Raw genomic sequence first — 15,622 nt, 5'->3', positions numbered from 1 at the left:
AGGTTTTGCCGGTTAAGATGTGTGTGAAAAAGCAAAAAGCGGAACAGCCATAATGATTGTTATAGCTATTCCGCTTTTTTATAATATGTCGTCTTTCTACCTCTTACCAGGTAATCTGCGGTAGGAATTTGGAAATCGTTTTCTTCAGTTCGACGATATTGATGGGCTTGGTGATGAATCCGTTGCTTCCGGCAGCGCGGGCGGCTTCCATGTCATTTTCGAAGGCATAGGCAGACTGCATGATAATCGGGATGCTCGTGTCTTTCTTTCTAATCTCTTTCAGCGCTTCTATACCATTCATTTCCGGCATTTTTATATCCAGCAGAATCAGGTCGGCTCCCTTTTCTTCAAAAACTTTCAATAGCTCCAAGCCTGTCCTGGCTTGTAACACGTTACAGTGTCTTTTTAAAATGGTTTTTAATAGCAGAAAATTGCTTTCCTCGTCTTCTGCGATCAGAATAGTTACATTGTAGTTGTCTTCGTTCGTGCCCATATCTTTTATATTATCTGTGAACAAATTTCAGCATTAATTTTTACATAACCAAATAGAATAGAACTTATTCTATGTTTAGCGGCTCGATTATCTTTGCCCATCATGAAATATCGTGAAACCGGGATTGGATTTATTTTTCATGTTTATTGAAAATAAAAGCTCCGAAAGGTTGAAAGATCCGAGGATGTTTGTATATTTAGTGCATTAAACGAAGCAGCGGGGTTAGACTTCCCGCTTTCGGGAATAGTTATTAACGAAGAACAAGTATAACTTTAAAATCAAACATCATGGGAAAGAGTCAATTAATTCACAACAATGAGTTTCATTTGATTAATAAAGCTGAAATTCGCAAGGCTACAGGTAAATTGGTAGAATCGTTGAACCTGGCAGCAGGTTCTACGGACGGATTCGATATTTATAAGGTAGTAGACGCCTATTTTACGGACTTGGACAAGCGTCATGAAATTAATGCTTTGTTGGGTATCGGCGAAAGTTGCCAATATTACGGTGAACAGGAACAGGTAGAGGAAGTGATCAAGGAGGTAGACTAAGAGCGCTTTCTCTATTTTTTTCGGGCAATAAAAAAGGAGATATCCTCTGCGGACATCTCCTTTTATTTTATCTGAAAAGGCGGTAATTACTTACCGGCCAGTTTTTCTTTCAGGGCTGCGAGTTCTTCAATGTCACCCAGTGTAGTCTTTTCAACCGGACCGGTTACCATTGCAGATTCTTCTTCTTTCTTGCCACCGCGTTTTGCAGATGATTTCTTTTCGCCGGCTTCTTTCTTGGCGCCTTTCTGTTCATCTTCGAAGATACGGCTGTGAGAAAGGATGATTCTCTTGGCTTCCTTGTTGAATTCGATTACCTTGAACTGCAGTTTTTCGTCTACGGCAGCCTGAGAACCGTCTTCTTTTACCAGGTGTTTCGGAGTTGCGAAACCTTCTACGCCGTAAGGCAGAGAGATGACAGCACCCTTATCCAGTACTTCGATGATTGTTCCTTCGTGGATGGAACCTACCGTGAAGATGGTTTCGAATACATCCCAAGGATTTTCTTCCAGCTGTTTGTGGCCTAAGCTCAAACGGCGGTTTTCTTTGTCGATTTCCAGAACCTGGACTTCGATTTCAGCACCGATCTGAGTGAATTCCGACGGGTGTTTGATTTTCTTTGTCCAAGACAGGTCGGAGATGTGGATCAAGCCGTCTACGCCTTCTTCGATTTCTACGAATACACCGAAGTTAGTGAAGTTGCGAACTTTAGCCATGTGGCGAGAACCTACCGGGAAACGAGATTCGATATCTTCCCACGGATCGGCTTTCAGCTGTTTGATGCCCAGAGACATCTTACGTTCGTCTCGGTCCAGAGTCAGGATGACTGCTTCGATTTCGTCACCTACCTTCATGAAGTCCTGAGCAGAACGCAAGTGCTGTGTCCACGACATTTCAGAAACATGGATCAGGCCTTCTACGCCCGGAGCGATTTCGATGAATGCACCGTAGTCAGCCATAACGACAACTTTGCCTTTTACTTTGTCGCCGACTTTCAAGTCCGGATCCAAAGCATCCCAAGGATGCGGAGTCAGTTGCTTCAAGCCGAGAGCGATACGTTTCTTTTCGTCATCGAAGTCAAGGATCACCACGTTGATCTTCTGATCCAGCTGAACGATTTCTTCCGGATGAGAAACGCGGCCCCAAGACAGGTCTGTGATGTGGATCAAACCGTCTACGCCACCCAGGTCGATGAATACGCCGTAGGAAGTGATATTCTTGACCGTACCTTCCAGTACCTGGCCTTTTTCAAGTTTGGAGATGATGTCTTTCTTCTGCTGTTCGAGTTCAGCTTCGATAAGAGCTTTATGAGATACAACAACGTTCTTGAATTCCTGGTTGATCTTGACGATCTTGAATTCCATTGTCTTACCTACAAATACATCGTAGTCGCGGATCGGTTTGACATCGATCTGAGAACCCGGCAAGAAGGCTTCGATGCCGAATACGTCGACGATCATACCGCCCTTGGTACGACATTTAATGTAACCTTTGATGATTTCGTCTTTTTCAAGCGCTTCGTTGACACGATCCCAAGAGCGTGTAGCGCGTGCTTTCTTGTGAGACAGGATCAACTGTCCTTTTTTGTCTTCCTGGTTTTCGATGTAGACTTCTACTTCGTCACCAATTTTCAGATCCGGGTTGTAACGGAATTCTGCCATAGATACAACGCCGTCTGATTTGAAACCGATGTTCACTACAACTTCACGTTTGTTCATTGCAGTCACGGTTCCCATAACGACTTCTTTGTCCTTTACCGTGTTCAAAGTCTCGTCATACGTTTTTACAAGATCGTCCTTGCTTACTTCACCGTAAGAATCGCCCTTTTCAAGAGCTTCCCAGTTGAAATCTTCAATGGGCTGAATGTTCTTTAAATTTTCCATTCTCTAATTGTTAATACTTAAGTTTGTTTTAATTAGTAAGTTAGACATTATGTTGTCATCTCTCAAAAATCGGGGGCAAAGGTAATGCTTTTTTCTGACTTGCAAGACTTTTTATATGGAAAAACAATCTTTTTGGCTTGTAATACCGCTACTTACATCTTTTCTTTCTGAGACATCTGCCTCCTTTTGAATAGTTGCCTGAATTTGTAATCCGCTCCTAACAGGATGAGGGCGAGCATCCCGATATAGGTATAGAAAGGCAGTGTGCTCATATCGGGCATCTGCACGGATATTTTGGGGATGCCCATATAAAGGAACGAGGCGATCGCGATGCCGATCATAGACAGCGAGGCGGCGATGACGGCGATCCACCCCCAGCGTTCGTTGCGCTTGCGTATCCGTTCGGCTTCGGCCATGATCTGCCTCATCACGTTGGCACGGAACGAAGCGGGAAGCTCTTCTTCAGGCATCCGGCTAAACAGGTCTTTCAATATGTCATTCTTCTCGGTCATTTTATTGTTCCTCCATTCCTTTTAATACGACAAACAGTTTCTTTCGTATGCGATGTAATTTTACTTTTATGTTAGAAGCGGTCAATCCGGTGATCGTCGCCACTTCGTCGATCGTTTTCTCTTTCATGTAAAAGAGCAGGATGATCGCCCGTTCGTCGGGCGGCAATTGGGCGAGGGCGGCATCGAGCATCCGGATCCGTCCGGAATCGTCCGTCCTGCCCAGCGCCTCGGCCACCTCTTGTTCCGATACATTATTGATAACCGATTCCTCGATCGCCAGAAACTCGTGTTTCTTTTTCCGTGTCTCCGAGATGGCAGTGTTGTAGGCGATCCGGTAGATCCAGGTGGAGAAACTGCATTCCCCTTTGAACGAAGAGAGGTTCTTGAACACCTTCATAAACACATCCTGCGCCAGCTCCTCCGCATCTTCCCGGTTTCTGACCACCTTTAAGATTAACGAATGAACAGGACGGCTGTATTTATCCAGAAGGCAGGCAAAGCATGCCGTATCTCCCGCTTGTATCCTTTGTATATAATATATATCGGTGTACAACTCCATCGTATAATAATGGACGCAAGCCGGGCGAATAGGTTACAACTTATTCTTTGTTTTTTTTGTTCCGGCATACACATAATTACGGAAAAGCCAATCTTCGTTTTTGCTGGAAGGCTTCAGATCAACTGATTGGAGCTGTGATACCGCTATCAAGTTGTTGGAATAACGAGTAAGATAGTTTATTGTTTCGGCAGAGCTTATGTTGTTGTTTTTCGATAATGCGCGCAATACTTTGACGATAAACCGATATTCATGTGAAGATAATAGATATTGGAGTGCATTTAACTTCTTTTGCGAGTAACGTATGTTTATTTTGTCTCCATTCACAAAGATGAGACCCAAGCTCAAGCGTTCTGCTATTTCTGAGCGGATTACGCCATAGATGATACTATATTTTAAATTATTCATGACTAATATTATCGTTTACACATATTAAAAAATTCGACCATACGTTTTCAACCCATTCCCGCTGGAAAAGTTGTTGCAGTTTTTCGGTTATGACATCTTTGTGGATGTTCCATTCTTGCGGTATCGAATCAACAATTTGATCGGTTAGCATACAGCTCTCATTTACGCAGTGATTATAATGAGGCTTTAACTCTTCCGCGAGTTTCCAAATTGAATCAGATGTGTACTTCTGTATTAAATGATGAAATATTTCTGCATATCTTTTTTTTTGTGTCACATATCTGCTTGTGGAAGGGGTGATATCTGCTACGCCCTCCAAAAAATAGTAACCGAGCGCAGGACCGGACAGACTGCGAGGAGTTAAAACATGCCCCCAATGTTCTTGTTTTATTTTTACAAAAGCGTATTTAGGTGAATTGATTTTCCAAACAGATGCAAATTGTGCACCGATAAGTTCACTCGCCAATTTGAATGCACGAGTAGACGAGCGCATATATTTGCAGATATACCAATTTTTATCCGAACAAGCAACCAGGACAGGTCTTTCTCCTGTGTCATATAGTTTTTCTATCGCCTTGATACTGTCTAAAATGGGTATAGGTGCCATTTGAAATTACTTTTTATTCTGTTTGTAAATATACATAACTTTCGTCGAACGGCAAAAACATTACGGGTAATTACTGGTAATCGCGGTCTAAGTTGCAATTTTTTCTTCCCGATCTGTAACCTTTCGGAAAGAGGTGCGTCAAAAGTAGCAAAGAAATTAATTAATCATTTAAAACAGTACAGTTATGATGGATTTTATTACAGCTCCGTTGGTTGTCGGATTCATTTGTTTGGGTATTTACGCTTTGTTTGAACTGTTCGTTCGCCGTAAAGAACGTTTGTTGATCATTGAGAAGATCAGTGAAAGAATGGATATTGCTGATTTGGGAAAAAGGCTGAGCCTCCCTTCGTATAGTTTGCCTCGTTTTTCGTTTAGCTCTTTAAAGACGGGATGTCTGTTGATGGGAATCGGCTTAGGGATACTTGTGGGCTTTTTCTGTAATTTAATTGTTGCTGCTAATAGTCATTCATTGGATTTTCGTAATGAATATGAAGCTATCAGTTCTGCTTATGGCGCATCCGTCCTTTTGTTCGGAGGTTTGGGGTTGATTGTCGCATTCGTTATCGAGACGAATATGAAGAAGAAAGAGGATAAATGATAAAGTTTTCACTTTTTTCTCAGGGTGAAAATTTATTTTCCCGCAAGTGAAAATAAATTTTCATCGGCATGGAACAAAAGTTTCATCGGCGGGAAACAAAAGTTCCGTGCCGATGAAACTTTTTGTTTATCGGGAGGAAAGAGCCGGCTGGTCGGAACGTTTCCACTCGTTGATCAGCTCGCTGATCGTTTCCTTCACCGACATGATGCGGGTGGTCCGCCAAGCATTGCTTCCGGCAAAGGCATAACCGTTCTCGAAGTTCCCTTTGAAAGCGTTATACAAGGCGGTCACGATGCAATAGGGACTTCGCGAGATGTCGCAAGTCTTGATGCAGTTGAAAGGACAAGCCTTCGGCTGCTTCAAGCCCTCTTTCACTTTCTGCAAGAAATTGCAGTGGATGGCTCGTCCCGGCATACCGACAGGACTCTTGATAATCTCGATATCCTTTTCTTCCGCTTTGATGTAGCTTTCTTTGAAAGCGTCGGAAGCGTCGCACTCGGTGGTGGTGACGAAACGGGTTCCTAATTGAACGCCCGATGCTCCCAGGTCCATCACGCGTTTGATGTCTTCACCCGTGTAAATGCCTCCTGCTGCGATTACCGGGATTCTCTTGTTGTATTTTTCTTCGAAGTGTGAAACTTCTTCCACTACCTGGGGCAGCAGTTCTTCCAGTGAGAAATGCTCGTCTTCCAGCTGGTTCTCCTTATATCCTAAGTGGCCGCCTGCTTTCGGGCCTTCCAGCACGACAGCGTCGGGAAGGTAGTCGTAGTTGTTTTTCCATTTCTCACAGATGATGCGGACGGCACGCGCACTGGAAACGATGGGAACCAGTTTCGTCACGCTGTCTTTCTTCAGGAAAGACGGCAGGTCCAGCGGAAGCCCGGCGCCACTGAAAATGATGTCTACCTTTTCCGCAATACTGGTTTTCACCAGTTCGGCGAAGTCTGAAAGGGCGACCATCACGTTCACGCCGATAATGCCTTTGGCCTTTTCACGGGCTTTGCGGATCTCGGCTGCAAGGCCCAGATTGCCGGCTTCGGTGTAGTTGGGAGAAAGTTTCTTATATAAGAGACCGAGACCGGCGGCGGAGATAACGCCAATCCCACCTTCATTTGCAACGGCTGAGGCTAAGCCGGAGAGAGAGATTCCTACGCCCATTCCACCCTGGATGATTGGAATGCGGGCTTTCAGATCCCCGATTGTTAATGTCTTCATGTAAATAAAATATGTAAATAAAAAATATATCCCGCAAAGGTAGCACAATAAACCAAAGGATGTGCAAAAAGAGCCAATATTATTGCACAAATTATTTGCCATTGTGCAATAAAGCTTATTTGACCGGGATATAACCGACCTGTTTAACCGTTGCCTGCCCTTCTGCCGACAGGATATAATCGATAAAAGGTTTCACTTTGCCTTCCTTCTTTACATCGTAGTAATAGAATAGCGGACGGACGATCGGGTATGCCTTGTTTTTCGCATTCTCGAAGGATGGTTCGGTGAATGTCTTGCCTGCATCGTAAGAGACATGGATCGGTTTTACTTCTTTGTTGACGTAAGCCAGGCCGACATAACCGATCGCTCCTTTGGTCTGGCTGACAGACTGGATGATCGCTCCGGTTGCGGGCATGCTGAGGATGCCGTTCATATAGTTCTTGTTCTTCAGGACGCTTTCCTTGAAGAACTCGTATGTCCCGGAGGATGTTTCGCGCGAATAGGCTACGATCTTCATGTCGGCGCCGCCCACTTCTTTCCAGTTCTTGATCTTCCCGGTGAAAATGCCTTCCAACTGTTCACGCGTCAGGTTGGATACCTGATTGGACGGGTGTACGACTACTGCCAGCGCGTCGTAGGCGATCACCACTTCTTTGGCGCTTTTCTTCGCTTCCTGCAGTTTTACTTTTTCGTCGAATTTGATCTTACGGGAAGACATGGCGATATCGGTTGTCCCTTCCATCAAGGCTGAAATACCGACGCCGGAACCGCCTCCCGTCACCGTTATCTTGGCCGATTTGTTTTTGTTGATGAAGTTTTCCGCTTCCGTCTGGCTTAAGGGAAGGCAAGTGTCGCTTCCTTTGATTTTCTGTGCAAACGCGTTCGATACCAACATACTGGCGGCTACTGCGGCCATAACAATTGTCTTTTTCATTACTTTGTCTTGAATTAATTTTCTGTATGCAAAGTAAGTACAGGCGTATTGCAGACGTGTGAAACAGATGTTACGTTTCGATTAAAACTTATATTGCAGGCGCAAGGTGAAGACGTCGTCTTTCCTGTCCTTTTCATATCCCTTTACGAAGTCGCTCTTTTCGTTGAAGTTGAATTCGTAGTAGGCTTGCACGCGGATATGTTTGTTGAAACGGTACAAGGCGCCGATGCCGAGTGTGCTCTGGGCGAGGTCGGTCTTGGAGGTCAGGCTGTTTTCAACGCCGATCTCATTCCCTTTCAACTTGGTGTTGGGATCATAAGCGTCGTATTTCAGGACGGCGGAGAATGGAGTGGTTCCGATATCGTGCACCAAATAGAAGAAGTAGCCGATGAAAGGACGCTTGAACAGGGAGTTTTCCGGTTCGTTGGCCGGACGTGTCCCTGTGTTGGGGCTTTTGCTGCTGCCGGCAATACCCGGCTGTGTGCCTAACAGTCCTTCACCGCGCAGGGTGGTCGTTCCCCAACCGTTTTTGAATGAGAACTGCGCGTCCAAGCCGATGTACTCGCGTTTCGTGTATGTGCCGGTTTTCCCTTTGTCTATTGCTATGAACTTTTTGCCTTGAAGTTCGTAGGCCGTGGTGGTCGGATTGTAAACGCCGCCATTGTAGTAGGAGGCGCCTAATCCCCATTTCCCCCAGTTGCCTATTCCCTTTTCGGCTCCCAGGCGGCCGATGAAGTCTTTGCGGCTGTCGGTCTCGCGGTTGATGCTGTTGCCGGCGAACAGTCCGGCGTCAAGGCGTAGAAAACCGATCGGGCTTGTCTCTTTGGCTCGTAGCGTCAGCATGGCGCCTAAGTCGCGTTCGTCCGGAAAGAAGTATTGGATGATGGCGGCACGTTCGGGAGATTCCAACCCGCTTGTCGAGTAGCCGATTTCGTGGCCGAAAGGACGGTTGAAAACCCCCGCCATCAGTTGGCTGCGTTTTGTCCAGGGATCTTTTATGCCGATGTAAAGGTCGCGGAAGCTGACGCCTTTGTCGTTGGCTTCGATCTGCACGGCGCCGGTTCCGATGCCATCGTCATATTCGAATTTCAACCGTCCGCGGCGGATGCCGAAACGGTTGAAACCTTTATCTTCATGTTCGTTCTTGTCGCCTACTTTCAAGGTGGCATCTTCCTGGCCATATTGGAATTGCCCTTGGATATAGGCCGATACTTTGAACTTGCTGAGTTTCCGGACGATTTTATCCAGAGTCGTCGTCTCTTGCGTGAGTGAATCGACACGAGCGTTCAGCTTCTCTATTTCCTGAGCTTCCTGTGCTTTCATGGCAAACGGAAGCAGCGCTAACAGACCGAGCGCGATAATCTTTCCTGATTTCATTCCTGACTTTTTGGGTTGTGGGGGATAAATACCACATCACTGTTTTTCCGTTTGCAAAGGAACAAGAATGCTGTTTCGCAATTACGACATATATGTTACATTTATGTTACAAGTTGCCCACAACATGGCGCGTACTTTCCGCACGCTTTTCAAGTTCTTTGATTGTTAATGTTATAACTTTTCCAACCGGCTTATTGTTCCGGTAAGTGACAATACGCAGCCAGGTCGCATTCTTGGGTATCCGGAGCGGAGCCTCATACTTCGGAGTGAAGTTGTCGGGATCCGTGTTGTCGAATGTATAATGGATGTCGAGGTTGCCCGGTTCGCTGTCCAGCTTGATTTCCAGTCCGCCGTCTTCTGCGTAATAAGGGGTGACGATGGCGTTATACATGCTGCGGGCGTAGTTGACTTGCGCCTGGTCCGCACGTGCGAAATGTTGTTCGACACGTGGCCAGAACTCATCCCAGTCCGCTTTGGCCGGTCCGGTCCATAGAACTTCGGCAAGTGCCCATCCGCGTGGCCAGGTCATATATTCGGCATGGCGGAAAGTCGGGACGGATTCTGCCCAGAGGTTGCCTTGTCCTCCTAATACCATCTCGGCCGGCACACTGTCGGGAACGGGGTTGAAACTATAGGAATCTTTCAGCCGGCACATGGAATAAGTATCCGGTTCGACAGACGGTTCACCTTGCCAGAGGTCGATATAGCAATGTTCGGTCGGTGTCATAATCACATGATGCCCGGCTTTTGCCGATTTGATTCCGCCTTCCATCCCGCGCCAACTCATAACGGTGGCATCGGGAGCCAGTCCGCCGTCGATAATCTCGTCCCAGCCGATCAGCTTTTTCCCTTTTTCTTTCAGGATGCTTTCCATACGGTGGATGAAGTAACTCTGCAGTTCATTCTCGTCCTTCAGTTTCTCCGCTTTCATGCGGGCCTGGCAACGCGGGCATTTGTGCCAGAAACCTTTGAAACACTCGTCGCCCCCGATATGGACATATTCGTCGGGGAAAAGGGCTGCCACTTCCGTCAATACCTTGTCCATAAACTCGAAAGTAGCCTCTTTGCCGACACAGAGCGTGTTTTCGTCTTCGCCGTAAAACTTGTTGCCGACCCCGACAGCCGACGGTGCTTTCATACAGGCCAGGTCAGGATAGGCGACGAGGGCCGCCAAGCTATGTCCCGGCACGTCTATTTCCGGAATGACGCGCACGTAGCGTTCTGCTGCATAGGCCAGCACTTCCTTTACGTCCTCCTGCGTGTAGAAGCCTCCATAGGTCGCTTCTTCTCCCGGTTGCTGTGGTTCGCGTTGCCACCATTGCCCGACACGCGGAGCACGCCAGGCGCCAACTTCCGTCAGACGCGGCAGTGATTTTATTTCCAGACGCCATCCTTGATCGTCGGTCAAGTGCCAGTGGAATACATTCATTTTGTATTCAGCCAGTTCGTCGATGTATTTCTTCACTTCCTCTTTTGTGAACCAGTGGCGGCTGACGTCAAGCATCAGTCCGCGCCAGGCAAACTGAGGTTTGTCGGTGATATCGGCACAGGGGATCGTCCAGTCGATGCCTTTTTGTTCCCGGCTGCTTTTTATTTCGGGAGGAAGCATCTGCAATAAAGTTTGTACCCCGTAGAAGATGCCGGCCGGCTGGTTGGCAGTGATGATGATCTCGCCTTGTTTTACCAGCAAGCGATATCCTTCTGCGCCGAGAGCGGCATCGTCGGTCAGTTTAAATTCGATGTTGCCGTGTTTCTCAACCGGAACTTCTAAGCCTGTTGCGGGTGCGACCTTATTGCTGAAGTAGCGTGCTATCCCTATCAACTGAGGATTGGAAGTGTCGAGCGTGATAGCTGCCCGGCGAGTCAGTTTGAAGTGATCCGCTCCGACCTTCATTTCTTGGGGCTGTGGGATCAATGCCAATGCATTATCCGGAATGCCTTTGTGGGAACAAGAGCTGAATCCCAGTATAAGGCTTGCTGTAGTGAGGATAAATAGCAACTTTTTCATGAAGCAGTGTACTTGTTTATTGTTTAGGCAGCGAAGATAGAGATTCTATTTCACAAAGCCAATCCGGGGACGTGGTTTATCGCTGATTGATTTTTTACTTTGCAACTCGGCAAGTGTTTGGTTGATCAGTTCCAGTTGCACGCGTGTGTCTTCGTTGATGTCGTTGTAGTCGGCAAAAGCTTCTTCGATATATTCTTTGAGTTCTTTTATTTCCTGCCGGATTTCTGTTATCTTGTCTGTTGGCGGGTTGGATACAAGTTTCCGGATGGCGACAAAAGCGCGGGTAATTAAAATGCTGGTTTGCACGGCAATCTCGCTTCTCAATACACTTGCCAGCATGACAACGCCATGTTCCGTAAAAGCGAACGGTAGAGCCGATTTGGGACGTTTGGTTTTTAATGTCATCACAAAATGTGATGACATAGGATCTAACTCTTCTTTTGTCAATTGAAACATGAAATCTTCCGGGAATCGTGCAATATTGCGTTTCACAGCTTGATTCAGTACGCGAGTTTCTACTTGGTACATTTCTGCCAGATCGAAATCCAACATGACTTTCATGCCTCTGATTTCATAGATCTTACTTTGGATAACTTGTAATTCTTCCATCTGTCGTAAATTTCAATAAAGGTTTCTATTTTTTGCGAAGATAGAGATTAATACGGAAGAAATGCATGAAAGGAGGCTTAAATGCTATTTCGGGCATGAAAATAAAAAAAGTTGCGCTATATTGTAATAACGCAACTTTCTATTTAAATATTATTTCTTATGCTCTTCTATCCACTTCCGTGCGTTCACGAAACCTTCGATCCACGGAGTGACTTCGTCATTGCTCCGGCGGTCTTCGGGGTAGTAACCGCACTGCCACGGGAACATCGCACGTTCCAAGTGAGGCATCATAGCCAGATGGCGCCCGTCGTGCGAGCAGACACCGGCAACCGACCAGGGCGAACCGTTCGGGTTGGCGGGATAGCCTTCGTAGTTGTATTTAAGTGCGATATGGTATTCTTTTTCTTCATACGGGAAAGAGAACTTGCCTTCGCCGTGAGCCACCCAGATCCCTAATTTGGAACCGCTTAACGAACCGAGCATGACGGAATGGTTTTTGGGGATCTCGACCGAGATGAAGTTCGATTCGAACTTGTGCGAATCGTTGTGCAACATCTTGTGCTTCTTCTCATGTTCCGGATAAACGACTCCTAACTCAGCCATCAGCTGGCAACCGTTGCAGATGCCCAAACTCAAGGTGTCGGGACGTGCATAGAAATTGTCCAGTGCCTTCTTGGCTTTCTCGTTATATAAGAAACCGCCGGCCCATCCTTTGGCAGAGCCCAAAACGTCGGAATTGGAGAAACCGCCGCAGAATACGATCATGTTTACGTCTTCCAATGTTTCGCGTCCGGATGCCAAATCGGTCATGTGAACGTCTTTCACATCGAAACCTGCCAGATACAGTGCATAAGACGTCTCACGTTCGCACTGGCAACCCTTTTCACGGATTACGGCGGCACGGATTCCGCTCTTTCCTTTGCGATCGGCAGTCAGGCCGTAAGAAGACAGCTTGCCGGTGAAGTTCTTCGGGTATTTGAATTCCAGCGGTTGCATCTTGTAGTTCTCGAAACGGTTGCCTGCGCATACGCTACCGCTCTGCTTGATGTCCAGTTTATAAGAAGATTCGTACCATACGTCGCGCATGTAGTCGATGCCGAAGTGGTACTGGATGCCTTCTTTGGAAACCAGGATGTGACGTTCGGAAGTCGGCTTGGCGATAATGGCAAAACCTACGCCTGCGTCTTCCATCAGCTTCTCGAATGCTTTCTTGTCTTTCACCTGAACCAGGATACCCGGATTTTCAGCGAACAGGATCTTGATGATGTCCTGTTCGGCCAACTTGTCGAGGTTTACTTCCAGGCCGCCTTCCACATTGGCGAAGCACATTTCGAGCAATGCCGTGATCATACCGCCGGCTGAAATATCATGTCCGGCGAGAACCAGTCCTTTTTCGATAGCATCCTGGATTGCATTGAAAGCATCGGCAAAATACTCGCTGTCCTTTACCGTCGGGACTTCATCGCCCAACTTGTTCAGAACCTGCGCAAGAGCGGAACCGCCCAACTTCATCGTGTCAAACGAGAAGTCTATATAATATATGTAAGAATTCTTTTCATGGGCCAATGCCGGAGAAACGATCTTTCGGATGTCGCTGACTTCCGCACCGGCGGAAATAATCACCGTACCCGGAGCAATCACTTTGTCGTCGCCATATTTCTGCGTCATGGACAGAGAGTCTTTACCGGTCGGGATATTGATCCCCAATGCACAAGCGAAATCGGAAGCAGCCTGGACCGCCTTGTACAGACGGGCATCCTCGCCTTCGTTACGGCACGGCCACATCCAGTTGGCACTCAAAGATACGCCTGTCAGCTTATCGGACAGCGGAGCGAAAACGATATTTGTCAACGATTCGGCGATCGCCATGACTGAACCGGCAGCCGGGTCGATCATCGCCACCTGCGGGGCATGGCCGATAGAAGTAGCGATACCCGCTTTTCCACGGTAATCCAAAGCAACTGCACCCAAGTCACTCAACGGCAACTGCAATTCACCCTGGCATTGCTGGCGGGCAACCTTGCCTGTCACCGAACGGTCCACCTTGTTGGTCAACCAGTCCTTACATGCAACGGCTTCCAGTTGAAGCACGTTTTCGAGGTAGTGATGCAGTTCGGATTCCTTATAAACGACCGGAGCGTATGTCTCTTCAACCGTATGGTCCTTCATGATCGTTCTTGGCGGTTTACCGAACATATATTCCAGCTTGATGTCGATCGGCTTCACGCCGTCGGCTTGTTCGAAGACGAACTTCATATCGTGGGTCGTTTCACCCACCACATACATCGGGGAGCGTTCGCGATCGGCAATGCGCTGTACGCGGGCTACATCTTCTTCTTTCATCAGCAAGCCCATACGTTCCTGGCTTTCGTTGCCCACGATTTCCTTCGCGGAAAGTGTCGGGTCGCCTACGGGCAGTTGGCTCATGTCGATATGTCCGCCGGTCGCTTCCACCAATTCGGAGAGACAGTTCAGGTGACCGCCTGCGCCGTGGTCGTGGATGGAGATCACCGGGTTGTTGTCCGATTCGGCAATCGCACGGATCACGTTGGAAACACGTTTCTGCATTTCCGGATTGGCACGCTGTACGGCGTTCAACTCGATACCGCTGGTGTACTGGCCCGTGTTTACCGATGAAACAGCACCGCCGCCCATGCCGATGCGGTAGTTGTCACCGCCTAACAAGACTACTTTCTCGCCCGGTGCGGGATCGCCCTTCAACGCGTCGCGCATATTGGCATAACCGACGCCGCCGGCCAACATGATCACTTTGTCGTAAGCATATTTCTTTTTGTTCTCTTCGTGTTCGAAGGTCAGGACCGAACCGCAGATCAGCGGCTGTCCGAACTTGTTACCGAAATCGGATGCACCGTTGGAGGCCTTGATCAGGATCTGCTCCGGAGTCTGGTACAACCAAGGGCGCGGATCGAGGATCTTTTCCCATTCGCGTGCACCTTCCGTACGCGGATAAGATGTCATATAAACGGCTGTTCCTGCAATCGGCAGAGATGATTTTCCACCCCCCAGACGGTCGCGGATCTCGCCCCCCGATCCGGTAGCCGCACCGTTGAACGGTTCGACCGTTGTCGGGAAGTTGTGGGTTTCAGCTTTCAGCGAGATAACCGATTTGATTTCCTTCACTTCGTAGAAATCCGGTTTGTCGCCGCTGGCCGGAGCGAACTGTTCGATCACCGGGCCTTCGTTGAAAGCCACATTATCTTTATAGGCGGAAACCAATTTGTTCGGGTTTTCCGCCGATGTTTTCTTGATCAGGTTAAAGAGAGAACTTTCTTTCTCTTCTCCGTCGATAATAAATGTACCGCCGAAGATTTTGTGACGGCAGTGTTCCGAGTTCACCTGCGCAAAACCGTACACTTCGCTGTCGGTCAGCCGGCGTTCCAACTTCTGGCTTACTTCGTTGAGGTAGGCCACTTCTTCATCGCTCAACGCCAGTCCTTCCTGCTTGTTGTAGGCTTCGATATCCTCGATATAAACAATCGGGTCCGGTTGTTTGCTGATCGTGAAGATGTCTTGGTTCAGACCGTTGTAGATACGCTGCAACATCGGGTCATGTTCTGCTTCGGCGGAAGAAACGGGGAAGTATTCCTCGATGCGTGAGATACCGGTGAGTCCCATGTTCTGGGTGATTTCCACGGCATTCGTACTCCACGGGGTGATCATTTCCCGGCGTGGACCAACATACCAGCCTTCCAATGTTTCAGCCTGGAGAGGTTTTGCCTCGCTAAAAGCCCAAACTAATTTTTCTACATCTTCAGGTGAGAAAGCGTGTGCAGCCTCCACAGCTAACACCGTCTTTGTTGGAGATTGAAAGAATAGAATCATATCGTCGATTTATTAATGGTATTCCGTTCAT

General features: G+C 47.6%; 14 protein-coding genes. 2 read left to right on the top strand and 12 right to left on the bottom strand.

All coding sequences use genetic code 11. From position 1 onward, the window contains the following. Window positions 1-103 precede the first annotated feature (103 nt). Window positions 104-493 (bottom strand): response regulator, encoded by a 390-nt coding sequence (locus ACW6QF_RS12370; protein WP_456088060.1) that lies wholly within the window; start codon window positions 491-493, stop codon window positions 104-106. A gap of 287 nt (window positions 494-780) precedes the next feature. Here ACW6QF_RS12370 and ACW6QF_RS12365 point away from each other — a divergent pair, with 287 nt between their 5' ends. Next, a complete protein-coding gene (locus ACW6QF_RS12365) occupies window positions 781-1,044 on the top strand; it encodes a hypothetical protein (RefSeq protein WP_298551389.1) in 264 nt (87 codons plus the stop codon). 86 nt (window positions 1,045-1,130) lie between these two features. Here the strand turns inward: ACW6QF_RS12365 and rpsA are convergent, their stop codons facing one another. The 5 genes from rpsA to ACW6QF_RS12340 form a co-directional block, all read right to left on the bottom strand. Beyond that, on the bottom strand, window positions 1,131-2,924 hold the full coding sequence (rpsA, locus tag ACW6QF_RS12360; RefSeq protein WP_298551387.1) for a 30S ribosomal protein S1: 1,794 nt from the start codon (window positions 2,922-2,924) through the stop codon (window positions 1,131-1,133). Between the two features lie 152 nt (window positions 2,925-3,076). Further along, entirely contained in the window at window positions 3,077-3,436 is a 360-nt protein-coding gene (locus tag ACW6QF_RS12355) for a hypothetical protein (protein ID WP_456088059.1), read from the bottom strand. Window position 3,437: 1 nt separating this feature from the next. Continuing rightward, window positions 3,438-3,995, bottom strand: coding sequence for an RNA polymerase sigma factor (locus ACW6QF_RS12350; RefSeq protein WP_456088058.1), 558 nt, complete (start codon window positions 3,993-3,995; stop codon window positions 3,438-3,440). Between the two features lie 33 nt (window positions 3,996-4,028). Then, a complete protein-coding gene (locus ACW6QF_RS12345) occupies window positions 4,029-4,400 on the bottom strand; it encodes a hypothetical protein (RefSeq protein ID WP_298551381.1) in 372 nt (123 codons plus the stop codon). Continuing rightward, window positions 4,393-5,007 (bottom strand): hypothetical protein, encoded by a 615-nt coding sequence (locus ACW6QF_RS12340; RefSeq protein ID WP_456088057.1) that lies wholly within the window; start codon window positions 5,005-5,007, stop codon window positions 4,393-4,395. The genes ACW6QF_RS12345 and ACW6QF_RS12340 overlap by 8 nt, the downstream gene beginning before the upstream one ends. 184 nt (window positions 5,008-5,191) lie before the next feature. On the opposite strand from ACW6QF_RS12340, the gene ACW6QF_RS12335 reads away from it, so the two are divergent. Further along, window positions 5,192-5,605: a DUF6249 domain-containing protein gene (locus tag ACW6QF_RS12335; protein ID WP_005649478.1), complete on the top strand. Its 414-nt coding sequence runs from the start codon at window positions 5,192-5,194 to the stop codon at window positions 5,603-5,605. A gap of 126 nt (window positions 5,606-5,731) precedes the next feature. Here ACW6QF_RS12335 and ACW6QF_RS12330 read toward each other — a convergent pair whose 3' ends face one another. The 6 genes from ACW6QF_RS12330 to purL all read right to left on the bottom strand — a co-directional run bounded on the left by ACW6QF_RS12330 (window position 5,732) and on the right by purL (window position 15,591). Then, complete coding sequence (locus ACW6QF_RS12330) at window positions 5,732-6,820, bottom strand: NAD(P)H-dependent flavin oxidoreductase (protein WP_456088056.1); 1,089 nt, start codon at window positions 6,818-6,820, stop codon at window positions 5,732-5,734. A 115-nt stretch (window positions 6,821-6,935) separates the two neighbouring features. Then, window positions 6,936-7,754, bottom strand: coding sequence for a phosphate ABC transporter substrate-binding protein (locus ACW6QF_RS12325; RefSeq protein ID WP_456088055.1), 819 nt, complete (start codon window positions 7,752-7,754; stop codon window positions 6,936-6,938). 81 nt (window positions 7,755-7,835) lie between these two features. Beyond that, window positions 7,836-9,131: a hypothetical protein gene (locus ACW6QF_RS12320; RefSeq protein WP_456088054.1), complete on the bottom strand. Its 1,296-nt coding sequence runs from the start codon at window positions 9,129-9,131 to the stop codon at window positions 7,836-7,838. Window positions 9,132-9,237: 106 nt separating this feature from the next. Continuing rightward, window positions 9,238-11,139 carry a beta-N-acetylhexosaminidase gene (locus ACW6QF_RS12315; RefSeq protein ID WP_456088053.1) on the bottom strand — a complete coding sequence of 634 codons (1,902 nt, stop codon included), beginning with the start codon at window positions 11,137-11,139 and terminating at the stop codon, window positions 9,238-9,240. A gap of 45 nt (window positions 11,140-11,184) precedes the next feature. After that, entirely contained in the window at window positions 11,185-11,748 is a 564-nt protein-coding gene (locus ACW6QF_RS12310) for an ORF6N domain-containing protein (RefSeq protein ID WP_298551368.1), read from the bottom strand. Between the two features lie 150 nt (window positions 11,749-11,898). Continuing rightward, window positions 11,899-15,591 (bottom strand): phosphoribosylformylglycinamidine synthase, encoded by a 3,693-nt coding sequence (gene purL / locus ACW6QF_RS12305; protein WP_456088052.1) that lies wholly within the window; start codon window positions 15,589-15,591, stop codon window positions 11,899-11,901. Window positions 15,592-15,622 lie beyond the last annotated feature (31 nt).

Source organism: Parabacteroides sp. (genome assembly GCF_977054455.1).
Note: the sequence above shows the minus strand (reverse complement) of the source record. Positions and strands in the feature narration are given on the sequence as shown.